The following is a 25,246-nucleotide window of genomic DNA, read 5'->3' on the forward strand; positions in this document are numbered from 1 at the left end:
TGTACCGGCTCGTGGGGGAAGGTCGGTGGAGACAGCGGCTGGATTAGGCGAGTTCGGGCGTGCGCCGGGAGGATCTCTGCTGTTCCGCCTGACAGAGGCGCTGTGCGAACTGAGCTGTGTCGAGGATCAGCCGGGGCGGGTCTTCTTCGCCGGAGTCCTCGCGGATCAGTTGAACGTGCACGTCGATCTGCGCGGAACCAGGCAGCGCGAAGACGTCATCGCTCTGGTGCGAGCCTCGCTGAGCGTACCCGACGGTGAGCGTGCGCTGGTCGACGTGGTGCGGCTCTTCGAAGGTTCCTCGGTCGCCGCCGAGTTCGAGCAGTTGCTGACTTCCGGAAATCATCAGCAGAGTGTCTCCCGGCCTCTCCCCGGGCCGCTGACCCGGCGTGACACGGATGCGGCTCTCGCGCTTCTGGACGCCGTGGACGGGCAGCTGCCCGGGGCGGCGCTTCGTGACGGACTCTCCAGAGAACTGCACCTCGAGATGCCGCCACGGCTTACCCCCGGTCGGCTGTTCGTGCACCTCACGGAGCTGAACGTGCAGCCGGACGGTTTACCGCCGGCCGTGCTTCTCATCGAGCACGCGGCGGGGCTGATCCGGGCGCCAGGCTGGCAGAACGCCCTGTCCTCCTGGGCCCGGGGCTGGGCAGAGCGGTCGGGTCTGCTCACCGCACTCGAACGACGGCGGGCTCACCGGGTGAGAGCCACTCCCGACCCGACGATTCCCCGAAGCCTGGTCGTGACCGTGGAGCCGGCGGGCGACGGATCCGGAGACATCGTGGTCCGTCCCTGGCTCAACACGGTCCCCGGCTACTGGCAACCACAGCCGTCCCTGCCCGAGACGATCAGCCTCGACGGACTCGGCGACGCGGTGGAGCGTGCTCTGCGCCAGGTGGTGCGGCTCGCCTCAGGGCTTCCGGATTCCGTCCCGGACGGCGCCGAAGCCTCGCCACCCTACGTCGAGTTCGTCCTCCCGTACACGTTGCTGAATCACAACGTGGCGGGTCTGACCGTCCGTTCGGGAGACGGCAAACCGCTGCCTCTCGGGCTGAAGTACGCAGTGCACCTGCGCAGCCTGGAGCGGATGCGCACCGACGATGTCCTGGTCAGGGCTCAGTGGCAGGAACGGTGGACCAGACTGCAGAGCCAGGGCATCGCCGTCCACGGCTGGCGGGCTTCCGATACCGACGCACTTGACGAGTGGCAGGCTGCCCTCGCCGCCGAACCCGGCCGCACGGCCGCGGTGCTCGATGCTCCTGACGGAGGCCCGGCCACCGAAGCCCTCAAGGCGGCCATCGCCGAAGGGGTCGCCCTTGCCGTCTGGGACCGCAGGGGTACGTTCCTCGAGGAGCGCCGCGAGGTGGTCACGGCCGTCTTCGCCGCAGTGCAGCGGCCGACACAGCTCCCCCTGGTCATCCACCGACTCCGGCGCAGGGCGGAACTCGATGCCGCCGGGCCCCTGCTGCTCGGCCGGCACATCGCCTTCTTCTGGGACGACCCGAACAGGCTCGTGGACATCCAGACAGCCGCCGACCACGACCCGGCGGACGAGTCCGCCATCGGTCAGCCCGACAGCAAGCACACCACCGACAGTGAGGAGGCCCCGGTATGAGCGGGCCGGAACCGGCGGAGGCGGAGAACTGGCGCGTCTTCCGAGCCACGGGGGCCGCCCCGCGAGGGGCGCTGCCCCCACTGCCGCCGGTGCCGCCCTGGCGCCGGTTCCGGGGCGACCCACCGCAGCCTCCACCACCCGAGGACGAGGAGTCCGCGACGCGCCGCCTCGGTCAGGTCGACGCCGTTCCACAGCTCGACGGCGAGAGCACCGACATCGTCAATGCCGCCCTTCTGCTGCGCAGGCCCCTGCTGGTGACCGGCTCACCTGGCGTGGGCAAGTCGACACTCGCCTACCTGATGGCTCGCGAGCTCGGTCTCGGGCGCGTGCTGGAGTGGAACATCGTCAGCCGCACCACCCTGCGAGACGGACTGTACGCCCATGACGCGCTCGGCCGTGCTCAGGCCATCGCGGCATGGCGAGCCGGGCTGGCCGGCGATGCCGCCGGAGCCGACGACGGACCACCGCCCCCCACCATCGGTGACTTCATCACGCTGGGCCCCCTCGGCACAGCCCTGCTGCCTTACGAGCGCCCTCGCGTGCTGCTTGTCGACGAACTCGACAAGAGCGACATCGACCTGCCCAACGACCTCCTGCACGTTCTGGAGAACGGCAGCTACGACATCCCGGAGCTGGTTCGTGACACGCAGGACAGCGCGACTGTGCACACCAGTGATCCAGAGGTGCACGCCGTGGTGCGGCAAGGCCGGGTGGAATGCCGGGAGTTCCCTGTCGTGGTGATCACCAGCAATGGGGAACGGGAGTTTCCGGCCGCATTCCGTCGGCGTTGTCTTCCGCTTGCGATGCGCACCCCCAGCCGTGAGCAACTGCTCGCCATCGTGGAAAGCCACCTGAGGGCACGGCCGCCGGACGCCGAGGCCCTCGTGGATCTGTTCGTCAAACGGATCGAGGCGGGAGGCATGCACTCCCTGGACCAGCTGCTCAATGCCGTCCAGCTCACTTCCGCGGGTACCTTCCGGGCCGATGAGGGCGGGCGCAAGCTTCTGGAGATGCTGCTGCGCGACCTGGCGAAGGGCCGTTGAGTGGACGGGGTGCCCGACAAGCCCGCGCCGGGGCCCGACGTGGGCGCCGTCGGCACGAGAACCGCGGCACAGCCCCCGCCGGAACCCTCATTGTCCGCTGTGCAATCGCCCACCCCCCGCTGGCAGGACTTCGCGGACGCCCTCTGGCTGAGCGCCCACTGGACGCGTACCGATCGCCCCGTCCGCACGGACGCAAACCCGCCGGACAAGGAGCAGCGGGAAGGCGGGACAGCGGGACTTGCGAACCCTCCGCCGCCCGACGAGCCCGCGGATCCGCCGACGGACGAAACCAGTACGCCGCCGCCCTCCTTGTTCACGCCCGACCCGGATGGCTACGACCGGGTGCAGCTCGGCAGACCCGTCCTCCCCCGGACAGCGCCCGGCACATCGGAGCGGAACCGCCCCGCCGCGGCGCTCGCCCGGGCCCTGCACCGCCTCGCCCGCCAGGTGCCCTCCCACGACGCCGTGCGACTGGACGAAGAGGCCACGGCCGAACGGGGCGTCTTCGACGAGCTCTGGATCCCCACCTTCCAGCCCGCCGACGCCACCGCGTTCGAGCTGGTGCTCCTTGTCGACGACGCCCCCACCATGGCGATCTGGGGTGAGGAGACGGCCGCTGTGTCCGCCGCCGCCGAACACAGCGGTGCCTTCCGGGCCGTACGGACAGTGAGGGTGGGGGTGACCCCGAACGGTGAACCGACACTGCGATGGAGTGCGGCGGGGGCCGCACTCGACCCCGGGGAGATCCTCAACGGCAGAAGAGACCGTGTCTTCCTCGTTGTCACCGACGGGCTCGGCCATGGCTGGGCCGCATCCGGCGCCGACCACCTCCTCGATCGCCTCGGCCGGGCCGGCCCCACCGCCCTGGTGCACCTGCTGCCGCCGCACATGCGGCACCGCTCCTCCCTGTATCCCCACCCCGCGGAACTGGAGGCCGGAGGCTTCGGCGAGGCCAACCACCGTCTGGGCCTCGGGCCGTCGGCGGGCGGGCCCGATCCGATGCGTCCCCTGCCTCACCTTTCCGACGAAGCCTTGCCCGTCCCGGTGCTGTCGTTGAAGGCAGGCTCCTTCGCTGCCTGGGCCGACCTGGTCATGGGAGAACCGGGCGTGCGTCGTGCGCTGCCCGCCGTGGTCGTGGGATCGCTGCACCGGGGAGCTCCTGCGCCCGGACTGCGCGCCCCGCGTCGATCAGGAGCGAGCGAGGCGGTGGGCCGCTTCTTCACCCTGGCCACACCGGCGGCCCGTAGGCTCGCTACGCAGATCGCCGCGATCCCCCTCGAGTTCGAGCTCATCGAGCAGTTGCGCATGCGGACCATGCCGTCCGCCGGCCCTGAACACCTCGCCGAGATCCTCATGGGCGGCCTGATCGACTGGGACGGCCACGACTCGGAGCCTCCCGAATTCGCCGCAGGAATCCGTGAAGCACTGCTCGCCACCACGACCCGCTCCCAGTTGGCCCGAATCATCCAGATCCTCGGCGAACTGCCCGCGGCAGGAGAACGCGGCGTCGCGCTGCGGGCCGCCCTGCGCGACCCCTACGGCGCGGCTCTGCCCGACCCGAACGCAGGGGCCTGGCAGCAGTCCGAGCTCGCGGTCATGCGGGCGCTGGCCGGCTCGTACTCCCAACGGGCCCGCCGTATCGAGGCCGAGCGAGGCACCCCGGGCATGGTCGGCGACCGGCCCGCAGAGCGTTCCACACGGCTGATGCATGGGCCCGCACACGAGGCACCGGCCGCGCAGACGGCGGCAGGACCGTTCGACCTCAACCAGCACCCGACGGAGGCACGGCAGGCAATGAACAGGACTTCGGCGGGATCGCCTGCCCTCCTGGTGAACGTTCCGTTGCGGAACACGACGTTCGTCGGCCGGCAGGCACTGCTGCGGACGGTGGAGGAACAACTCGCTGCCCAGGACACTGCGGCCGTACTGCCTCATGCGCTGCACGGGTTAGGTGGTGTGGGCAAGTCTCAGCTTGTGCTGGAGTACGTCTACACCCATCAATACGACTACAAGGTGATCTGCTGGATCGCCGCCGAGCGCGAGAGTCTGGTCCTCGCCGCACTCGCGACTCTCGCCGCTCAACTGGGCGTCGCCCCGACGGATCAGGACAGCGTGGGCGTCCCTGCCGCGGGCACGGCCGTCCCCGCGGCCCTGGAAGCGCTGCGCACCGGAGTGCCGTACGACGACTGGCTGCTCGTCTTCGACAATGCCGAGGATGTCGAAATGGTGCGGAACTACTTCCCCGCCAATGGGCCCGGGAAGATCATCGTCACCTCCCGGAACCGAACTTGGGAGCGCGTGGCCACGCCCCTGCCGGTGGACGTCTTCGAACGTGCGGAGTCCGTCGAGCTGCTCCAGAAAAGGTCCCCCGACCTGTCGACCGAGGAGGCCGGCCGGCTGGCCGAGGCTCTCGGAGATCTGCCCCTCGCCGTGGAACAGGCGGGTACCTGGCACGCAGTGACGGGCATGCAGGTCGATGAGTACCTCGACCTGCTCGACCGGCGAAGCCCCGAGATCCTCGATCTCGACCCGGCACCTGACTACCCGGTCTCCGTCGCCGCTGCCTGGGACATCTCACTGGAACGGCTCCGGCAGAGCAACCCCGGTGCCCGGCAGCTTCTCGACATCTGCGCCAGCATGGCCCCTGAGCCCATTCCGAGGTCCATCCTGCGTGGCAGCCGCGGTGTCACCATCACGCCCGAAATCGACCCATTGTTGCGGGAGTCGATCAAGCTGAACCGCGCAGTCCGGGATCTCAGCCAGTTCTCTCTCGTCAAGGTCGACCCGCGGACCGACACCCTGCAGATGCACCGCCTGCTGCAGACGGTGCTCCTGGCCAAACTGAGCCCTGAGGAAAGGGAGCACATGCGGGACGCGGCACACCAGTTGCTGTCGGCCGCGAAACCGGGCCCGTACGGATCAGCGCTGGAGTGGCGTGCCTACCAGGCACTGCTTCCCCATGTACTCACCTCGCAAGCGGTGACCAGCATCGACACCTATGTGCGCGAACTGGTCTTCGACACCGTCTGGTTCCTCTACACCTGGGGCGATCATCAAGGCGCCGCTGACCTGGCCCGGCAGGCCTGGAGCGCCTGGCTGGCGGCTTCGGGAGAGGAGGACTTCCACGTCATCCGCGTGATGAAGAGTTTCGGGTTCCTGCTGCGCCAGATCGGCCAGGTTCCCGAGTCCATCCCGCTCACCGAGAGGGCTCTGGACGTGTCCCGGCGGATGCGGGTCGAGTCCGAGGACCTGATCGACTCCCTGTGCGAGATGGCCGACGCCCGCGGCTACCAGGCCAGGTTCCAAGAGGCGAGGGACTTGTGCAGGGAGGCCGCCGAGCTGGCACGGTCGCAATTCGGTCCGGACGACCCCATGACCCTGCGCGCCACCCACAGCTGGGGGGTGACGTTGCGCTGGTGCGGGCAGTTCGAGGAGGCGCTACGCCTCGATCAGGAGAATGCCCGACTGAGGGATCTGATGTTCGGGCCCGCGAATTTCTTCACGCTCAACAGCCTCAACGCCCTTGCCTTGGACATGCTGGAAGCCGGCGACTACGCGGGTGCACGAGGCTTCCAGGAAGACGTGCACCGCCGGGTGCGTGAAGCCCTCGGAGCGGAGAACCCGCTCAGCCTGCGCATCGCCCGTACCCTCGCGGTCTGCCGACGCCGTGACGGTGCGCTCACCGAAGCCGCCCGGCTGTCGGAGGCCACCTTGCGGCGTTTCAACGCGCGCTACGGACCCGACCACTTCGACACGCTGCAGACGGCAACGAACGTGTCGGTCGACCGGCGCCTGGCCGGCCAGCTCGAAGAGTCCCAGGGACTGGCCGAGGAGACGCTGGGACGATATGCGTACCTCCTCGGTGAGGAGCATGCCTACTCCCTGCTGACCAGGGCCAACCTGGCCGCCACCCTGCGTGCGCTCGGCTGCCTCGACCAGGCGCGGGAACTGGAGGACGACGCGGCCCGCAGGCTCAGCGAGACAGTGGGGCCCGGTCACGTGATCACTTTGACCGCGGCGCTCGGCCGGGCCAACACGGCATATCTCCGGCTCGACTTCGACGAGGCACACGAGATCGACAGGGCGACTGTGCCGCTGCTGGCCGAGGTTCTGGGCGAAGAACACCCGCTGGCGCTCGCCGGCACGGCGAACCTCGCGCTCGACCTGCGCGGGCTGGGCCGCGGGCCGGAGGCGGAAGAGCTGCAGCGGCAGGCGGTGGAGGGCTTCTCCCGCGCGCTCCGTGCCGACCATCCCTGGCTACTCGCGGCCGGTCAGCGCCGCCGTATCGAGTGCGACATGGCGCCCATGCCGCTCTAGAGGCTGCAGATGGCCAGCCGCGTCCCGGAAGCGCTTCCTCACCGGAAGAGCGGAGAGAAGGCTCATGACGACAGTGGTGCTCGTGCACGGGACAGGAGTGCGCCGGACAGGCTTTTCGGTGCTGGCCGGACGTGTCACCGCCGGGCTCACCGCTCTGCGCGACGACCTGCGCTTCGTGCCCTACTACTGGGGCGATACCCACGGCGCCGAACTCGCCGCCGGAGGAGCCAGCATCCCGCCGGAGGCAGGAGGTGACCGCGGGATCGGCGGCTCACCTGACGACTCGGCGGCGGCCTGGGCCGCCCTCTACGCCGACCCGGACGCCGAACTGCGTCTCGCGGCGGCGCACCGGCCCGGTGAGCGGCCACCGGGCTCAGTACTTCCGGAACAGCGGCTCCAGGACCGCCTCACCACACTGAGAGCCGAAGCCGGCAACCTCGTACCCGAGTCGGCCACCGGGGTGGCCGACGCCGCCGCGCGTCTGCACGGTCACCCACTCCTCGGACCCGCCGCCGCGTCCGTATCCGCTGACGAACTCGCCGTCCTCGTGGCCCGGGCCCTCGTCGCCGAGGCGGTCACCACCGCCCTCGACGCCGGTCATCCGCTCGTTCCGGACAGCCGCAGCCGTGATGAACTCCTCGACAGCCTCGCGCGGTACCTCGGCGCGGGGCCCAGAGGGTCCGAACGCGGCCTGCGCACGTTCGTGCTGGGGACGGCAGGAGCGGTGGCTTCGCGAGCCCTCCTTTCGCGCCGTCACGCGCTCACCCAAGCTGCCCATCCGGCGGCGGGCGACGTGCTGCGCTACCTCTGCCGAGGGGAGGGCGTCCGCACGGAACTGCGCGACCTGGTCGGGGAGTTGCACCCCCCGGTAGCTCTCATCGGGCACAGTCTCGGCGGGATCATCGCCCTCGACACGCTCGTAGTCGCTCCACTGCCGCAGGTGCGGCTCCTGGTGACCGTCGGTTCCCAGGCTCCCTTCCTCTACGAGTCCGGCTCCTTGCCGTCTCTCACTCACCCCCAGGAACTGCCCGCGCACGTCCCCGGCTGGCTGAACCTGTACGACCCCCGAGACCTGCTGAGCTACGTCGGGGCTCGTCTCTTTCCCGGCCGGATCACCGATACGCCCGTCGACAACGGCCAGCCCTTCCCGGCGGCCCACAGCGCCTACTGGACCAACCTGGATGTGTACCGGAGGATCGCGGAGCGTCTCCCGTGACCGGCCGTGACCGGCCGGCGGTACTGCCTGTGGACCCTGCCAGGGTGCACGCCCTGATCGTAGGCATCGAGGCGTACGAGGCAGGCTCCGCCTGGGATCTGCCAGGGCCCGCCCGTGACGCCGTCGCCTTCCATCGGATGCTGCGTTCGGCGGGAGTGCCCGAGCATCAGCTGCGCCTGCACCTAGCGCCATTGCCGTCCTACGAACCGCAGGTCGAATACCGGCCCGCGGACCATGCCACGCTGCGCCGCACCCTGGTGCGGGAACTGGCGCGATCTCACGGAGAGGTTCTCTGGGTGTGGTGGGGTGGGCACGGGGTCCTCGACCGGGCCGGGCACACTCGGCTGTTCTGCTCGGATGCCACCACGAGCGACAAGGTCTGCCTCGACCTGGAGTCCGCGCTCGACCGTTACGCCAGTGACTCCGTGCCGGGATTCACCGAGCAGCTCTGGATCGTGGACGCGTGCGAAACGTTCGAGGAAGCTCTTGCCTTCCGCGACCCGTTGCCCTCCGACGCTCTGCCGGCCGGACGGCGCACGCTCACCCACCGGCAGACGCTGATACGAGCGGCGGGCCGGGGCAGAAGAGCCGCCAACGATCCCGTCCGGGCCACCGGTCTCTTCTCGGACGGACTCCTCGACATCCTGGCACGTCATGCGGACGTCCTGCCCGCTGTGCCCGACCCGGAGGAACTGTTCGACGAGGTGCGGGAGCGGATCGCGGTGCTCCGGGAAGCCGGGCGGACCCTCCAGCACCCCGAGATACAACTCCGCGGTCCAGGGCGCACGGAGGATCTGGCCGTCTCGGACGACGCCCCGGGGCCGGGGGAGCGGTCGGTCCCCGCGTTGCTCCGGGCGGTTGAAGCGCTGCTCGCCTACCCATTGATGGAGGACCCGATCGAACGGCAGGCCGTGGTCGCGGCTTTGAGCCCGTCCCTCGTCAGGTCGCTGCCTCGGCACAGCAAGGCCCGGACCGACGCGGTCGGCATCCTCACGTCGCTCGCCCGCCGACGGCCTGACGCGCTCTGGGAGCTGTACGACGCCGTGACTCTCGTCGATGACGACCCCGAGAGACAGTCCGAACTGTTCACCGCGCTGCGCCTGCTCGCCCGGTCGGGCAGCAGACACGGAGACAGGGGACGCCATGTGCGATGATCTGGCGGACTGCGTACGGGCCCTGGCGCCCTGTGTGCCACCATGGACCGAGAAGGGGGAGACACCGTGGAGCGTTCGACCACCCACCACAGGGCTGATACCGCCGTCCCCGAGTCGTCGTCCTCCGGTACGGGCCAAGCCCATGAATGGGTATCGGATCTCACTGATCTGTCGGGCCTGCCCCTCACCGATGTGGACGCATTGCCTCCGCTCCGGTCCGATGCGCGTCTTCTCACTGAGGTCCTGCGGGCGCGCAGCAGCATGACAGGTGGCGGCGAAGGGACCGCCAGGGCCGAATAGCCCCCGTCCGCCGCGCTGGACCGTCATCGGACCCGAGTACCTTGACGGGGCCAAGTGCGCCTGTCCTGCCGGAGGTTTCTGCCCATGACCAGCGAGCTGACAGGGTCGCCGTTTCGCATGCCTGTGCGGCTGCTCACGGAGCTGGCCGACGGGGGCGGATCCGAGCAGGCCGTGGCCTTTCTCGAACAGGCTGAGCGGGCACGCCGTTTGCTGCTTCTGCGCACGCTGCTGGACCGCCTCGAAGGACTGCCATCGCCGCTGACTCCGCCAGCCGAGGCCTGGCGCGTCATCAAGGAGTCGGCCACGCTGGTGCCGGAGCCCGTCGACCGGATGCTGCTGGCGCCCGCCACCGGAGGCTGGATCGCCCACCTGCTGCGCCGGCTGCACGGCACCGGGGACGGTCCCCCGGTCTGGGCGGAAGCGGGACAGCTCTGCGCGCTGGCTGTTACCGCGGCCCTGCATGCCGGTACGGTGGCCGACCTCCGAGTCCCTCTCACGGACGGGCAGCTGTACCTGCCGGGCCTGGGGCTCGCCGGCCTCCCGGACGCAGCATCCGGATTGTCGGTCGGTCGGGCACGTACCGGTGACGGAGAACTGACCCTCACGGGAAAGGACCGGGATGGTCGTACCACGTCCTTGACGACCCGCCCGAGCTCGTTACCACTACCGGTCGGCACCCCCGGGCCGTCTCCGAGACCCACGACGTCCTTCCTCCCCCTGCGTACTCTGACCCACAGCGGCCCTGGAGGCCCCGCCTCCATCCCTCTCGACGATCTTGGTCCTTACCGCGACCTCGACGACCCGCTGCCGCCCGCAAGGCTGGACGCGGCGGAGGCGGAAGCCTGGCAACGGCTGTTCGAAGAGGCGGTCGCTCTGCTCGCCCGGCCGGGCGGGAGCGGGCCCGGGAGGCTGGACCCGGCCTCGATCCGCGCCATAGTGCCCTGGGGCCGCACCAGCACGACGCCCCCCGCCCCGCCGACCGTGCGGGTGTCCGCCACCAGCGGCGACTCCTTCGGCGCCATGGTCGTCGCCCGCCCCTCCTGCCCGCTCGCCCTCGCCGAGACCCTCGTCCACGAGTTCCAGCACAGCAAACTGGCAGCCCTCCTGCACCTGTTCCCGCTGCTCGACGACGACCGGGAGGAGCGCTACTACGCACCCTGGCGGCCCGACCCGCGGCATCTCACCGGTCTGCTGCACGGGGCGTACGCCTTCACCGGTGTCGCGGGCTTCTGGCGGGACCGCCTGGCCGTGGCGCGGGACGACGGGGCGGCCGACACGGCCGGGTACCACTTCGCGCTGCGCCGTCTGCAGAGCCGGCTCGTCGTACGCACCCTGCTGGTGGAGGGGCGTCTCACCCCGCAGGGCCGGGCCCTCGTGTCGGGACTCGCCCGTACGCTCGACGGCTGGCTGCGCGAGCCGGTGCCGTACGCCGCGCTCACCCGGGCCCGGACGGCCGCGGCGCTGCACCGCGCCGAGTGGCGTCTGCGCAACGTCGCCCCGCCGTCCTCCGGTTCCTCAGGCCCCCGCTTCCGCCCCGGCCGCACCTCCTGGCCCGACGTCCGCACCCACGCGTTCGCCGCCCGGCCCGTCGCCCCGCACACCGCCGACGAGCAACTGGCCGCCGGGGACGCCGCCGCCGCGCTCGCCCGGTACGCCGACCAGCTGGCCACCGATCCCGCCGAACCGCACGCCCTCGCCGGCTGGATCGTCGCGCGCTCCGTGCTCGACCCGGGGCGGACGACCCGGCGGATGCTGGCCCGGCCCGAACTGCTCCAGCCGCTGCCCAGCGGATGACCGCCCCGGTTGTCGTCACACAGACGCAAACAAGAGTTCGCGGAAACGCGCGAGCAGCGAGTCAACGGGCGCCGCGATGGTCAGGATGGAGGCATGGCATACCACGTCCACTCCGAGGCCGGGCGGCTGCGCCGCGTCATCCTGCACCGGCCCGATCTCGAGCTCAAAAGGCTCACCCCCAGCAACAAGACCTCGCTGCTCTTCGACGACGTGCTGTGGGTGCGCAGGGCCCGCGCCGAGCACGACGGATTCGCCGACGTGCTGCGCGACCGGGGCGTCGCCGTCCACCTCTTCGGTGATCTCCTGGCCGAGACGCTTCAGGTCCAGGCGGCCAGAACCCTCGTCCTGGACCGGGTCTTCGACGAGAAGGAGTACGGCCCCCTGGCCACCGACCACCTCAGAGCCGCCTTCGAGAACCTGCCCGCGCGGGAACTGGCCGAGCTCCTGGTCGGCGGCATGACGAAACGCGAGTTCCTGGACGGGCACCCCGAGCCGACCTCGGTGCGCTTCCACGTCATGGAACTGGACGACTTCCTGCTGGACCCCCTGCCCAACCACCTCTTCACCCGCGACACGTCCGCCTGGATCTACGACGGCGTCTCCATCAACGCCATGCGCTGGCCCGCCCGGCAGCGCGAGACCGTGCACTTCGAGGCGATCTACCGGTACCACCCGCTGTTCCGGGACGAGGCCTTCCACGTGTGGTCCGAGGGACAGGCCGACTACCCGTCGACCATCGAGGGCGGGGATGTCCTGGTCATCGGCAACGGGGCCGTCCTCATCGGGATGAGTGAGCGCACCACACCGCAAGCCGTCGAGATGCTCGCGCACAAGCTGTTCGCCGCCGGTTCCGCGGAGACGATCGTGGCCCTCGACATGCCCAAGCGGCGAGCCTTCATGCACCTCGACACCGTGATGACCATGGTCGACGGTGACACCTTCACCCAGTACGCGGGCCTCGGCATGCTCCGCTCGTACACCATCGAGCCGGGCGTCGGCGAGAAGGAGCTGAAGGTCACCGATCATCCGGCGGAGCACATGCACCGCGCGATCGCCGCCGCGCTCGGCCTGAACGAGATCCGGGTGCTGACCGCCACCCAGGACGTGCATGCCGCCGAGCGCGAGCAGTGGGACGACGGCTGCAATGTCCTGGCCGTCGAACCGGGCGTCGTGGTCGCCTACGAGCGGAACGCCACCACCAACACCCACCTGCGCAAGCAGGGCATCGAGGTGATAGAGATCCCGGGCAGCGAGCTCGGGCGGGGGAGGGGCGGGCCGCGCTGTATGAGCTGCCCGGTCGAACGGGAGCCCGTGTAGAGGGATCCCACCGGCTTGCCGGTCCGGCCCCGTATAGACATGCTGAGCTTCGTATAGTATTCCAGGAGTCTGTGTCCCCGTATCTCTGGAGCGCCCCCATGGCGACAGCCCCGAGCGCCCTCGCCGGCCGCCACTTCCTCAAGGAGCTGGACTTCACCGAGGAGGAGTTCCGCGGTCTGGTCGAGCTGGCCGCAGAGCTGAAGGCCGCCAAGAAGGCCGGGACCGAGACCCAGTACCTGCGGGGCCGGAACATCGCGCTGATCTTCGAGAAGACCTCCACCCGCACCCGCTGCGCGTTCGAGGTCGCGGCCGCCGACCAGGGTGCCTCGACCACGTACCTCGACCCGTCAGGCTCCCAGATCGGTCACAAGGAGTCGGTCAGGGACACCGCGCGGGTGCTGGGCCGGATGTACGACGGGATCGAGTACCGGGGTGACAGCCAGCAGAAGGTCGAGGAGCTGGCGGCGCACGCCGGGGTGCCCGTCTTCAACGGCCTCACCGACGACTGGCACCCCACGCAGATGCTGGCCGACGTGCTGACCATGACCGAGCACTGCGCCAAGCCGCTGACGGAGATCGCCTTCGCCTACCTGGGCGACGCCCGCTTCAACATGGGCAACTCCTACCTGATCACCGGCGCCCTGCTCGGCATGGATGTGCGTCTGGTCGCGCCGAAGGCCTACTGGCCTGCCGAGGAGGTCGTCGACCGGGCCCGCGCGCTCGCCGAGTCCAGCGGCGCTCGCATCACGCTCACCGAGATCCTGGACGACGGCGTCCGTGGCGCCGACTTCGTCGCCACGGACGTCTGGGTCTCCATGGGCGAGCCCAAGGAGGTCTGGGACGAGCGCATCACCGCCCTCGGCCCGTACGCCGTGACCATGGACGTCCTGCGCGCCACCGGCAACCCGGACGTGAGGTTCCTGCACTGCCTGCCCGCCTTCCACGACCTGGGCACCAAGGTCGGCCGCGAGATCCACGCGTCGCACGGCCTGGGGTACCTCGAGGTCTCCGACGAGGTCTTCGAGTCGGCTCACTCGGTGGTCTTCGACGAGGCGGAGAATCGGATGCACACCATCAAGGCGGTCCTGGTCGCGACCCTGGCCTGAACAGGCCTCACGCCGACGGGCGCCGCTGCTCCGGTACCGCGGACAGCCTGAACCACACCGCCTTGCCGGACTCGGTCGGCCGGTGCCCGCACGACGAGCTCAGAGCGCGGATCAGCAGCAGCCCGCGCCCGTGCTCCTGCCAGGGGTCGGGCGGCCCGCCGGCCGGGCGGGTGAGGTCGCCGGGCGGGGCCGGATCGGTGTCGTGCACTTCGACCTGACATCCCGCCGGCATCAGCTCCACGACCAGCTCTATCGGAGCCTCACCGGTGGTGTGCTCCACCGCGTTGGCCACCAGCTCCGCCGTGAGCAGCTCCGCCGTGTCGCAGTCGGCCCCGTACTCCAGCTCGGCCAGCGCCGTACGGACCAGAGCACGGGCCACGGGCACCGCCGCGACGGTGTGCGGCAGCGCGATGCGCCAGGAGGCGGGGGCTGAGGGGAGTTCGTACAAGGCGGGTCCGTTCATGGAGCAGGACATCCTGCTTTCAACCTGATGAATGGTACGGCGCCGCTCTTCTGGGGCGTCCGAGGGGCCGTGGTCGGGGGCGCCTTCGCCCCCTCGTCTGACGGCTTACCCAGGTGAACGCGGTGCCGCGCGCCGCTGCTCCCGCCGTTACGCCGGTGTGGATGATCTGTGACGGATGTGACCGGCCCGGGTCACCCGGGCTCCGCACAGAAGTCCTACCCGGACGGCCTATCGCGCACTCATGACGACAGTCACAGATGAGTGATAGCTTTGTGGGGTAGAGCTCAGTGAGACAGTGCCCGCCCGAGGAGGCCGCACGTCATGAGTCCCTTCACCGGCTCCGCCGCCCGCACCCCCCGCTGGGAGCACCTGCGCGTCGATCTCGCCGACGGCGTCGCCACCGTCACCCTGGCCCGCCCCGAGAAGCTCAACGCGCTCACCTTCGGCGCCTACGCCGACCTGCGCGACCTGCTCGCCGAGCTCTCCCGGGAGCGGTCCGTACGGGCCTTGGTGCTGGCCGGCGAGGGACGCGGCTTCTGCTCCGGCGGCGACGTCGACGAGATCATCGGCGCCACCCTCGGCATGGACACCGCCCGGCTGCTGGACTTCAACCGCATGACCGGCCAGGTGGTGCGCGCCATCCGGGAGTGCCCCTTCCCGGTGATCGCGGCGCTGCACGGCGTGGCGGCCGGTGCCGGAGCGGTGCTCGCCCTCGCGGCGGACTTCCGCGTCGCCGACCCCTCGGCCCGCTTCGCCTTCCTCTTCACCCGGGTCGGCCTCTCCGGCGGCGACATGGGCGCGGCCTACCTCCTGCCCAGGGTCGTGGGCCTGGGCCACGCGACCCGCCTCCTGATGCTCGGCGACCCGGTCCGGGCCCCCGAGGCCGAGCGCATCGGCCTGATCAGCGAACTGACGGATGAGGGCAGAGCGGACGAGGTGGCCCAGCAACTGGCCCACCGCCTGGCAGAAGGCCCCGCCCTCGCGTACGCCCAGACGAAGGCCCTGCTGACGGCCGAGCTGGACATGCCCTTGGCGGCCTCGGTGGAACTGGACGCGTCGACCCAGGCGCTGCTGATGAACAGCGCGGACTACGCAGAGTTCCACGCGGCGTTCACAGAGAAGCGCCCTCCCAAGTGGAGCGGACGGTGATGACAACCCCCTCAGGGGCGCGGGGCTGTGTCGATTTGCGGCTCCGCCGCGGGGCGCGATCAGCCACAGACGACCCGCACCCGCACCACGACGACAGCCACCCCCTACGCGTGGCGATCATCGGCGGCGGCCCCGGCGGCCTCTACGCCGCCGCCCTCCTCAAACGCCTCGACCCGTCCCGCGACATCACCGTCTGGGAACGCAACGCCCCCGACGACACCTTCGGCTTCGGAGTCGTCCTCTCCGACGAGACCCTCGGCGGCATAGAGCACGCGGACCCCCAGGTCTACGAGGCCCTCCAGAGGGACTTCATCCGCTGGGACGACATCGACATCACCCACCGCAACACCCGCCACACCTCCGGAGGCCACGGCTTCGCCGCCCTCGGCCGCAAGCGGCTCCTCGAAATCCTCCACACCCGCTGCCGCGACCTCGGCGTGGCCCTCCGCTTCCACACCGAGGCCCCGAAGGACCTCCCGCAGACCCACGACCTGGTCATCGCGGCGGACGGCATCCACAGCACCACCCGCGAGACCTACGCGGACGTCTTCCACCCCCAGGTCACCACACACCACTGCCGCTACATCTGGCTCGCCGCCGACTTCCCCTTCGACTCCTTCCGCTTCGACATCGCCGAGACCGAACACGGCGTGATGCAGCTGCACGGCTACCCCTACGCCCGCCCGTCGCCCGACCACCACCCCTCAACGAGGCCCTCCGGGCCGCAGAATCAACTCGGCGCCTCCACCGTGATCATCGAGATGCGCGAGGAGGTCTGGCAGCGGGCCGGTTTCGACGAGCTCGGCGAGGCCGAGTCGATCGAACGCTGCGGCAAGATCTTCGCGGAGGCACTCCGCGGCCGCCCCCTGCGGTCCAACAACTCGGCGTGGACGACTTTCCGCACGGTCGTCAACGACCGCTGGTCACACGGCAACCTCGTCCTGCTCGGCGACGCCGCCCACACCGCGCACTTCTCCATCGGCTCCGGCACCAAGCTCGCCGTCGAGGACGCCCTGGCCCTCGCCGCCTGCCTGGAGGAACGGGACTCGCTGGAGGAGGCCCTGGCCGCGTACGAGGCGGAGCGGCGGCCCGTCGTCGCCTCCACGCAGCGCGCTGCCCGCGCCAGCCTGGAGTGGTTCGAGAACCTCGGCCTGTACGTGGACCAGCCGCCCCGCCAGTTCGCCTTCAACCTGCTCACCCGCAGCCGCCGCGTCACCCACGACAACCTGCGGCTGCGCGACCCGGACTTCACGGAGGCCGTGGAGCGCGAGTTCGGCTGCCCGCCCGGCACGCCCCCGATGTTCACCCCGTTCCGGCTGCGCGGTCTGACCCTGCGCAACCGGGTCGTCGTCTCGCCCATGGACATGTACTCGGCGGTCGACGGCGTCCCCGGCGACTTCCACCTCGTCCATCTCGGCGCGCGGGCGCTGGGCGGGGCCGGGCTGGTGATGACCGAGATGGTGTGCGTCAGCGAGGAGGGCCGGATCACGCCCGGCTGCGCCGGCCTCTACACCGGCCGGCAGGCCGAGGCGTGGCGGCGTATCACCGACTTCGTGCACGACCGGGCTCCCGGCACCGCGATCGGCGTGCAGCTCGGCCACAGCGGCCGCAAGGGCTCCACGAAGCTGATGTGGGAGGGCATGGACGAGCCCCTTGAAGAGGGCAACTGGCCGCTCGTGGCCGCCTCCGCGCTCCCCTACAAGCCGGACAGCCAGACCCCGCGCGCGCTGAGCCGTGCCCAGCTCACCGACATCCGTGAGCAGTTCACGGCAGCCGCCTGCCGTGCCGCCCGGGCCGGCTTCGATCTGCTGGAACTGCACTGCGCCCACGGCTACCTGCTCTCCGGATTCCTCTCCCCGCTGACCAACCGGCGGACCGACGCCTACGGCGGCTCGCCGGAGAAGCGGCTCCGTTTCCCGCTGGAGGTGTTCGACGCCGTACGGAACGTGTGGCCGGGGGAGCGGCCCCTGACCGTGCGGATCTCCGCCACCGACTGGGCCGAGGGCGGGACCACGGCCGAGGACGCCGTCGAGATCGCCCGGGCGTTCGCCGCGCACGGCGCCGACGCGATCGACGTGTCGACGGGGCAGGTCGTGGCGGACGAGCGGCCGGAGTTCGGGCGGTCGTACCAGACGCCGTTCGCGGACCGTATCCGGCGCGCCACCGGTGTCCCGGTGATCGCGGTCGGCGCGATCTCCTCCTGGGACGACGTCAACTCCCTGATCCTGGCGGGTCGCACGGACCTGTGCGCCCTGGCCCGCCCGCACCTCTACGACCCGCACTGGACCCTGCACGCGGCGGCCGAACAGGGCTACACGGGCCCGGGCGCCACCTGGCCGGCCCCGTACCGCGCGGGAAGCCGCCGGCCCCAGACGGGCCGCACGGACGCACCGAAGCCGCGGTTGAGCATCTAGCCCGCGGCGGGCGCGAAATCCGTCTCCTTGGCCGCGGTGATCCGGGCGCCCATGTTGCGTTCCATCATCTCGAGGGCGGCGGACGCCAGATGGGGGTGGATGGAGGCGACGGCGTCCCTGGGCACCGTGACCTCCAGGTGGCGGATGTGCGCGTCGAGGGCGGAGTAGAGGACGCACTGCTCGGTGACCTGGCCGGTCAGGACGACATGACCGACGTCCAGGCTCCACAGGAGGTAGGACAGCGGAGTCTCGAAGAAGGCCGAATGGCGGGCCTTCACCACGAACAGCGACTCGTCGTCCGGTCGTATCGGCTCGATCAGGTCCGCGTGCGGCCGGGCCAGCGCGGTGTCCACGAGCTCTCCGTGGTGGGAGCGCCACAGTCCGAAGTTGTCGTTCGCGTAGACCACCGGCACGTCCGCCTCGCGGGCCCGGCCGATCAGCTCGGCGATGACGGGCACGACCCGCTCGGCGGACGGCACGAGCAGCTCGGCATCCTCGTGGTCGTACGTGTTGATCATGTCGATCACGATCAGAGCCGGCCGCGTCGGACCTGCCCGCCGCTCCATTGCCTCCGCCGTCCGTCCGGTGCTGTCATCGCGCTGCCGAGTACCCGGTGGCCCGGTGGGCCCAAACGAGGGGACGCGATCTACAGCCCCACGAATTCCGCCCCCGCGTCCCGCAGCCGCTCGTGCAGGCCCCGGAACACCGCCGACGAGCGCTCCCCGGGCCAGTCCCGGGGGAGCAGGGCGGACGGCAGGCCGGGGTCGGTGTAGGGGAGGTGGCGCCAGGAGTCCAGGGCGAGGAGGTAGTCCCGGTAGGCCTCCTCTGGCGGGGTGTCCTCGCGCTTCTCCCAGCCGAGCAGCACGGGCGCGTGGCGGTCGAGGAACGCCTCGTGCTCCTTGGCGATGGCCGCCAGGTCCCACCAGCGGGTGACGGCCTCGGCGGTCGGGGCGAAGCCGAGGTGGCCGCCGCGGAAGAAGTCGACATACCCGTCGAGCCGCAGCCGCTGAAGGGTGTGCCGCGACTCCTCGTACAGCCGCGCGGGCGCGATCCACACGCCCGGAGCGGCCGTGCCGAAACCGAGGCCGGCCAGCCGGGAGCGCAGCACGTGCCGCTTCTGCCGCTCCGACTCCGGCACGGAGAACACGGCGAGCACCCAGCCCTCGTCCTCCGGCGGGGCTGTGGCGTAGATGCGCCGGTCGCCGTCGTCGAGCAACTGCCGGGCGTCCGAGGACAGTTCGTACCCGGCGGCACCTTGATCGGTGCGGGCGGGCACGAGCAGTCCGCGTCTCTTGAGCCGCGACACCGAGGAGCGGACGGACGGGGCGTCCACACCGACCGCGGCCAGCAGCCGGATCAGTTCGGCTACCGGCACGGGGCCCGGTACGAAGCGGCCGTACGCGCCGTAGAGCGTGACGATGAGAGACCGTGGTGCATGCTGGTCGGACACGTTGATCATCTTAGGTCGTACGGCTCAATCCCGGTGGTCTTCGGTGCCGCCGAGCGGGGGCCCTGCGGTGCGCAGGCGGAATCGCTGGAGCTTGCCGGTGGCGGTGCGCGGCAGTGCGTCCAGGAAGACGATCTCGCGCGGGCACTTGTACGGGGCCAGCTCGCTCTTCACGAAGTCGCGCAGCGCCCGGGCGTCCCGTTCCGCGCCCTCCTTGAGGACGGCGTAGGCCACCACGACCTGCCCGCGCGCCTCGTCGGGCCGTCCCACGACCGCCGCCTCCAGCACGTCCGGGTGCCTCAGCAGCGCGTCCTCGACCTCGGGTCCGGCGATGTTGTACCCGGCCGAGATGATCATGTCGTCGGCGCGGGCGACGTACCGGAAGTAGCCGTCGGGTTCGCGGACGTAGGTGTCGCCGGTGATGTTCCAGCCGCCGCGGACGTACTCCCGCTGCCTCGGGTCGGCGAGATAGCGGCAGCCGACCGGTCCGCGCACGGCGAGCAGGCCCGGCTGCCCGTCGGGCACCGGTCGGCCGTCCGTGTCCTGCACGCGCGCGTGCCAGCCCGGTACGGGAAGACCCGTCGCCCCGGGCCGGATCCGTTCGTCGGCAGCGGAGATGAAGATGTGCAGCAGTTCGGTCGCGCCGATGCCGTTGATGACGCGCACGCCGGTGCGTTCGTGCCAGGCCCGCCAGGTGGCCGCGGGCAGGTTCTCGCCGGCGGAGACGCAGCGGCGCAGGGACGAGACGTCGTGGCCGTCGAGTTCGTCGAGCATCGCGCGGTACGCCGTGGGCGCGGTGAACAGCACGGAGACCCGGTGCCGGGCGATGGCGGGCAGCAGCTGTTTCGGGCCCGCCTGCTCCAGCAGCAGAGCGCTCGCCCCGGCCCGCAGCGGGAAGACCACCAGTCCGCCCAGCCCGAAGGTGAAGCCCAGCGGCGGACTGCCGGTGAAGACGTCGTCGGCGCGGGGCCGCAGCACGTGCCGGGAGAAGGTGTCGGCGATCGCCAGCACATCGCGGTGGAAGTGCATACAGCCCTTGGGGCGGCCGGTGGTACCGGAGGTGAAGGCGATCAGCGCCACGTCGTCGGCCGCCGTCCCGACGGCCTGGTACGGCGTGCCGGGCGCCTGCCGGTTGAGCAGGTCGTCCGGGGCGTCACCGCCGTACGTGGTGATCCGCAGGTCCGGGACCTCGGCCTTGGCGAGGTCGTCGACGGCCCGGATGTCGCACAGCGCGTGCCGGACCCGGGCGATCTCGCACATCGTGCTCAGCTCGTGCGGGCGCTGCTGGGCGAGCACCGTGACCGCCACGGCCCCCGCCTTCAGGACGGCAAGCCAGCAGGCGGCGAGCCACGGTGTGGTGGGGCCGCGCAGCAGCACCCGGTTGCCTGGGACGACGCCGAGGTCACCGGTGAGCAGATGCGCGATGCGGTCGACCCGGGCGCGCAGCTCGCCGTACGTCCATGGCTCACCGGTGGGGGAGAGGAACGCGGGCCGGTCGTCGTCAGGGCCGTGGAGCAGTTCGGCGGCGCAGTTGAGCCGTTCGGGGTAGCGCAGCTCCGGCAGGTCGAAGCGGAGCTCGGGCCAGTGGTCCGGGGGCGGCAGATGGTCGCGGGTGAAGGTGTCGACGTGCGCCGTGTCCCGTGGATTCATACGGTTCGCCCCCTTGGCGTGGTGGGCTCGCCCCTGGAGCGTATCGTGTTGGTGACGACAGTCAACGGTCCGCGATAGCCTCGGAGTGGCCCAGCCGGCAAGCAGGGTGGCGGAGAAGGGACCGGCAATGACCGCATTCTCGCTCGAACCGGCACAACTCGCCTGGTGTGCCGAGCTGCGCACCCTGGCCGCCGAGCGGCTCCGCCCGCTGGCCGAGAAGGGGAACCGGGGCATGTGAACCGCGCGCTGGTCGCCGAACTCGGCCGACTGGGCCTGCTCGGGCGGCTCTTCACGTCCGGCGCCCTCGATCTGTGCCTGATGCGCGAGTCGCTGGCCCACGGCTGCACGGAGGCCGAGACGGCCCTCGCCCTCCAGGGCCTCGGCGCCCACCCGGTCCACGCCCACGGCACCGAACCCCAGCGCGCCCGCTGGCTCCCCCGGGTGGCCGACGGCACGGCCGTCGCGGCGTTCGCGCTGAGCGAGCCGGGAGCGGGTTCGGACGCGGCGGCTCTGACCCTGCGGGCGGACCGGGACGGCCCGGCCCGCTGGCGCCTCACCGGCGAGAAGTGCTGGATCTCCAACGCCCCCGAGGCCGACTTCTACACCGTCTTCGCCCGGACCGCCCCCGACGCCGGGGCCCGGGGCGTCACGGCCTTCCTGGTGCCCGCCGACCGCCCGGGCCTGACCGGAACGGGCCTCGACATGCTCTCCCCGCACCCCATCGGCGCGCTCGACTTCGACGCCGTGCCGGTGACGGCCGAGGACGTGCTCGGAGAGGTGGACCGCGGCTTCCGGGTCGCGATGGGCACGCTCAATCTGTTCCGCCCCAGCGTCGGCGCCTTCGCGGTCGGCATGGCCCGGGCCGCCCTCGAAGCGACCCTGGCCCACACCGCAGGTCGGGACGCCTTCGGCGGCAAGCTGAGGGACCTCCAGGCCGTCTCCCACCAGGTCGCCGAGATGGCCCTGCGCACGGAGGCGGCCCGGCTGATGGTCTACGCGGCGGCGACCGCCTACGACGAGGACGCCCCGGACGTGCCCCAGCGCTCCGCCATGGCGAAACTGCTCGCCACCGAGACCGCGCAGTACGTCGTCGACACGGCCGTCCAGCTGCACGGCGCCCGGGCGCTGCAACGCGGGCACCTGCTCGAACACCTCTACCGCGAGGTGCGCGCCCCACGCGTCTACGAGGGGGCCAGCGAGGTGCAACGCGGCATCATCGCCAAGGAGTTGTACGGCACGTCGTACGCCCACCAGGAGGCCCGGTGACCACCGAGCGCGTCAACCCGCCCGAGCTGTCCCCGCCGGCCGGCTTCTCCCACGCTGTCGTGGCCTCCGGGTCGAGGGTGGTGTTCCTCGCGGGCCAGACCGCCCTCGACGCCGACGGCAAGGTGGTGGGCGCGACCCTGCCGGAGCAGTTCGAGAAGGCGCTGACGAACCTGCTGGCCGCTCTCACGGCGGCCGGCGGCACCCCGTCCGACCTCGCCCGCGTCACCGTGTACGCCAAGGACGTCGCCGCGTACCGCGCGTACGCCCCCGAGCTGGGGCGGCTGTGGCGCGAGGCGGCCGGGCGCGACTACCCCGCCATGGCGGTCGTCCAGGTCGTCCGGCTGTGGGACGAGGAGGCGCTGGTCGAGCTCGACGGCTTCGCGGTGCTGCCGTAGGCCGCTCTCAGGCCGCGACGGTCAGGCCCGCCGTCACCCGGTGCGGCTCCACCACGCGGCCGTCCGGCAGCAGCTCACCGGTGTCGTCGAAGACGATCACCCCGTCGCACAGCAGGCTCCAGCCCTGCTCGGGGTGGGCGGCGACGACATGCGCCGCAAAGGAGTCGGTCGCGGAGCACTGGGTCTGGTGGGCACACATGGCGCACCTCCACGTCGGTAGGGCCATCCGGAGGATTCGTATGACTCTTACGTACAGACCATGCTCCTGACTCGAACTCATCGGAACGGCCCGTCAGGAAGCGTGACACGCCCAGGACATTCCCCGGACCGTTCCACGACGGCCGGCGCGGATGCGCCACCGAAGGAGTGAGGAGTGCGGGCGTCGGCCCGGGCGCCGGGTACGAGTGGAACAAAAAACCACTCCTTTCGGGAGGTTCCCCCCATGCGTGTTCGTCCCCTGCTCGGAGCGACGGCCGGTGCCGCGCTGCTCCTGCTCACCGGTGCCACCGCGGCACCCGCCACCGCGTCCGCCGCGGCCCCGTACGAGGCCGTGACCGTCGACGCGGTGGGCCGGATCACCGCCGACGGCACCGTCACCCTCTCCGGCACGTACCGCTGCCGGAGCGCCGTCGGCCCGGTCTTCGTCAGCTCCTCCGTGAGCCAGGGCACCTCCACCACCCGCTACGGCATCGGCGGCACCCGGGCCGTGTGCGACGGCGTGAAGCACCGCTGGGTGAACACGGGCCGCCCCAAGCCCGGCGCGCTCGCGCCCGGAGCGGCCCACGTCGAGGCCACCCTGATGGAACTGCGCACCTTCAGCGGCCTGCCGCTGCCCAGCTTCCACGCCGTCCACGGACGGGACATCACCCTGACCCGGCCCTGAGCACGAGCCGGTGACCTGGGCCTCCCGCACCGCGGTGGTGCGCGGAGGCCCCCCTTGACTGTTTAATTGCGAGGTCTGTGCAAGAACTTGACTACAGCAACAACGGGGTGAGGTCATATGTCGACCCGTCGGATACGAGGAGCCGCCGCCACGGCGGCGCTGGCCGCGGCGGTCACCGCCTGCTCGGCCCGAGCAGCGGCGGCCAGAGCGACGCCAAGTCCGGATCCGTCGTCATCGGGGTGGCGTCCGAGCCGGACACCCTCAGCCCGCTCCTCGGCTACGGCAAGGACGGCAATTCCAAGATCTTCGACGGGCTGCTCGCCCGCGACGCCGACCTGAAACTGAAACCCGCCCTCGCGGCGGCGCTCCCCGAGATCGCCGACGGCGGGCGCACGTACACCTACACGCTGCGCGACGGGGTGGAGTTCAGCGACGGCGAGCCGCTGACGGCCGCCGACGTCGTCTACACGTACCGGACCGCCCTGGACGCCAAGACCAACAACACCTTCAAGAGCGAGCTGGACGCCGTCAAGGAGGTCGAGGCGAGCGGCGACGACAAGGTCGTCTTCACGCTCAAGTACCCCTACGCCGCCTTCGCCGCCCGCACCGTGCTGCCCATCGTCCCCGAGCACGTCGCCGGCGAGCAGGACCCCAACACCGGCGCCTTCAACACCGAGCCGGTCGGCACCGGCCCGTACGTCCTCTCCAAGTGGAGCAAGGGCGAGAAGCTCACCTTCAAGGCCAACCCCCGCTACTGGGGCGGCAAGCCGAAGGTGAAGACCTTCACCATGGCGGTCATCGCCGACGACGACGTACGCGCCACCCGGCTGCGCTCCGGCGACCTCGACGGCGCGGTCCTCCCGCCCAACCTCGCCGCCACGTTCAAGGGCGACGACGGCAGGCGCACGTACGACGCCAGGTCCTACGACTTCCGGGCCGTCACCCTCCCCACCCCGAACAAGGTCACCGGCGACCGCGCGATCCGCCAGGCCCTCGACGCCGCCGTGGACCGCGAGACCATGGTCGACAAGATCCTCGACGGAGCCGGGCGCCCGGCCTACGGGCCGCTGCCCGTCGACGACCCCGCCTTCGCCAAGGCCGTCGAGCGCGAACAGGACCTCGGCAAGGCCAGGAAGATCCTGGACGAGGCCGGCTGGAAGCCCGCCGGGGACGGCATCCGCGCCAAGGACGGACAGCGGGCGTCCTTCACCCTCCTCTACCCCTCCGGCGACAAGGTCCGCCAGGACCACGCCCTCGCCTACGCCTCCGACGCCAAGAAGGCCGGCATCGAGGTGAAGGCGGAGAGCGCCACCTGGGAGGTCATCGAGCCGCGCATGAAGAACACCGCCGTCCTCGCGGGCTTCGGATCCACCGGCGACCCCGACTTCGGCCTGTACACCCTGCTGCACTCCTCCCTCGCCGGCGACGGCTTCAACAACATGGCCCGCTACGACAACCCGGCAGTGGACCGCGCCCTCGACAACGGCCGCCGCGGCCAGGACCCGGCGCAGCGCAGGGCCGCCTACGACAAGCTCCAGCGCGCCCTGGTCCAGGACCCCGGCTACACCTTCCTCACCCACATCGACCACCTCTACGTCCTGGCCGACCGCTGGGACGGCCTCAGCACCCAGCTGGAGCCGCACGAGCACGGCTTCGCCAGCGGCCCCTGGTGGAACATCGAGGACTGGCAGCCGAAGAAGTGAACCGACTCCCCTGGGGA

The 25,246-nt window shown here is 71.0% G+C and carries 17 protein-coding genes and 2 pseudogenes; 14 read left to right on the forward strand and 5 right to left on the reverse strand.

Annotation, left to right across the window (positions count from 1 at the left end; translation table 11 throughout):
* Positions 1-25: 25 nt before the first annotated feature.
* From ACQEV8_RS33405 to argF, 8 genes are all read left to right on the forward strand, one after another.
* A complete protein-coding gene (locus tag ACQEV8_RS33405; RefSeq protein ID WP_432967701.1) occupies positions 26-1,612 on the forward strand; it encodes an effector-associated domain 2-containing protein in 1,587 nt (528 codons plus the stop codon).
* Positions 1,609-2,655, forward strand: coding sequence for an AAA family ATPase (locus tag ACQEV8_RS33410; protein WP_432967704.1), 1,047 nt, complete (start codon positions 1,609-1,611; stop codon positions 2,653-2,655). Before ACQEV8_RS33405 ends, ACQEV8_RS33410 begins: the two co-directional genes overlap by 4 nt.
* A gap of 99 nt (positions 2,656-2,754) precedes the next feature.
* Complete coding sequence (gene fxsT, locus ACQEV8_RS33415; RefSeq protein ID WP_432967707.1) at positions 2,755-6,972, forward strand: FxSxx-COOH system tetratricopeptide repeat protein; 4,218 nt, start codon at positions 2,755-2,757, stop codon at positions 6,970-6,972.
* A gap of 64 nt (positions 6,973-7,036) precedes the next feature.
* Entirely contained in the window at positions 7,037-8,188 is a 1,152-nt protein-coding gene (locus ACQEV8_RS33420; RefSeq protein ID WP_432967710.1) for an alpha/beta fold hydrolase, read from the forward strand.
* 44 nt (positions 8,189-8,232) lie between these two features.
* Positions 8,233-9,342 carry an effector-associated domain 2-containing protein gene (locus ACQEV8_RS33425; protein WP_432967713.1) on the forward strand — a complete coding sequence of 370 codons (1,110 nt, stop codon included), beginning with the start codon at positions 8,233-8,235 and terminating at the stop codon, positions 9,340-9,342.
* 384 nt (positions 9,343-9,726) lie between these two features.
* Complete coding sequence (locus ACQEV8_RS33430) at positions 9,727-11,436, forward strand: HEXXH motif domain-containing protein (RefSeq protein WP_432967716.1); 1,710 nt, start codon at positions 9,727-9,729, stop codon at positions 11,434-11,436.
* A gap of 93 nt (positions 11,437-11,529) precedes the next feature.
* A complete protein-coding gene (locus ACQEV8_RS33435) occupies positions 11,530-12,753 on the forward strand; it encodes an arginine deiminase (protein ID WP_432967719.1) in 1,224 nt (407 codons plus the stop codon).
* A gap of 98 nt (positions 12,754-12,851) precedes the next feature.
* Positions 12,852-13,859, forward strand: coding sequence for an ornithine carbamoyltransferase (gene argF, locus ACQEV8_RS33440; protein WP_432967722.1), 1,008 nt, complete (start codon positions 12,852-12,854; stop codon positions 13,857-13,859).
* 7 nt (positions 13,860-13,866) lie between these two features.
* On the opposite strand, the gene ACQEV8_RS33445 is transcribed toward argF, so the two are convergent.
* Complete coding sequence (locus ACQEV8_RS33445) at positions 13,867-14,334, reverse strand: ATP-binding protein (protein WP_432967725.1); 468 nt, start codon at positions 14,332-14,334, stop codon at positions 13,867-13,869.
* A 309-nt stretch (positions 14,335-14,643) separates the two neighbouring features.
* Between ACQEV8_RS33445 and ACQEV8_RS33450 the strand changes: the two genes are divergently transcribed.
* Complete coding sequence (locus ACQEV8_RS33450; protein WP_432967728.1) at positions 14,644-15,471, forward strand: enoyl-CoA hydratase family protein; 828 nt, start codon at positions 14,644-14,646, stop codon at positions 15,469-15,471.
* Positions 15,471-17,885, forward strand: coding sequence for a bifunctional salicylyl-CoA 5-hydroxylase/oxidoreductase (locus tag ACQEV8_RS33455; protein ID WP_432967731.1), 2,415 nt, complete (start codon positions 15,471-15,473; stop codon positions 17,883-17,885). Before ACQEV8_RS33450 ends, ACQEV8_RS33455 begins: the two co-directional genes overlap by 1 nt.
* On the opposite strand, the gene ACQEV8_RS33460 is transcribed toward ACQEV8_RS33455, so the two are convergent.
* The 3 genes from ACQEV8_RS33460 to ACQEV8_RS33470 form a co-directional block, all read right to left on the reverse strand.
* Positions 17,882-18,451: a cysteine hydrolase family protein gene (locus tag ACQEV8_RS33460; protein ID WP_432967734.1), complete on the reverse strand. Its 570-nt coding sequence runs from the start codon at positions 18,449-18,451 to the stop codon at positions 17,882-17,884. The two genes, ACQEV8_RS33455 and ACQEV8_RS33460, sit on opposite strands and share 4 nt — an antisense overlap.
* Before the next feature lie 80 nt (positions 18,452-18,531).
* Entirely contained in the window at positions 18,532-19,344 is an 813-nt protein-coding gene (locus tag ACQEV8_RS33465) for a PaaX family transcriptional regulator (protein WP_432967737.1), read from the reverse strand.
* 15 nt (positions 19,345-19,359) lie between these two features.
* A complete protein-coding gene (locus ACQEV8_RS33470) occupies positions 19,360-20,982 on the reverse strand; it encodes an AMP-binding protein (protein ID WP_432967740.1) in 1,623 nt (540 codons plus the stop codon).
* 127 nt (positions 20,983-21,109) lie between these two features.
* On the opposite strand from ACQEV8_RS33470, the pseudogene ACQEV8_RS33475 reads away from it, so the two are divergent.
* A pseudogene (locus tag ACQEV8_RS33475) lies at positions 21,110-22,248 on the forward strand (acyl-CoA dehydrogenase family protein).
* Complete coding sequence (locus ACQEV8_RS33480; RefSeq protein WP_432967743.1) at positions 22,245-22,643, forward strand: RidA family protein; 399 nt, start codon at positions 22,245-22,247, stop codon at positions 22,641-22,643. Before ACQEV8_RS33475 ends, ACQEV8_RS33480 begins: the two are co-directional and overlap by 4 nt.
* A gap of 7 nt (positions 22,644-22,650) precedes the next feature.
* On the opposite strand, the gene ACQEV8_RS33485 is transcribed toward ACQEV8_RS33480, so the two are convergent.
* Entirely contained in the window at positions 22,651-22,842 is a 192-nt protein-coding gene (locus tag ACQEV8_RS33485) for a DUF5999 family protein (RefSeq protein ID WP_432967746.1), read from the reverse strand.
* A gap of 243 nt (positions 22,843-23,085) precedes the next feature.
* Here ACQEV8_RS33485 and ACQEV8_RS33490 point away from each other — a divergent pair, with 243 nt between their 5' ends.
* Both ACQEV8_RS33490 and ACQEV8_RS33495 read left to right on the forward strand, forming a co-directional pair.
* Positions 23,086-23,526, forward strand: coding sequence for a DUF6299 family protein (locus ACQEV8_RS33490; RefSeq protein WP_432967749.1), 441 nt, complete (start codon positions 23,086-23,088; stop codon positions 23,524-23,526).
* A 117-nt stretch (positions 23,527-23,643) separates the two neighbouring features.
* Positions 23,644-25,229 (forward strand): annotated as a pseudogene (locus ACQEV8_RS33495) (ABC transporter substrate-binding protein).
* Positions 25,230-25,246 lie beyond the last annotated feature (17 nt).

Source organism: Streptomyces sp. CA-179760 (assembly GCF_050937045.1).
GTDB lineage: Bacteria > Actinomycetota > Actinomycetes > Streptomycetales > Streptomycetaceae > Streptomyces.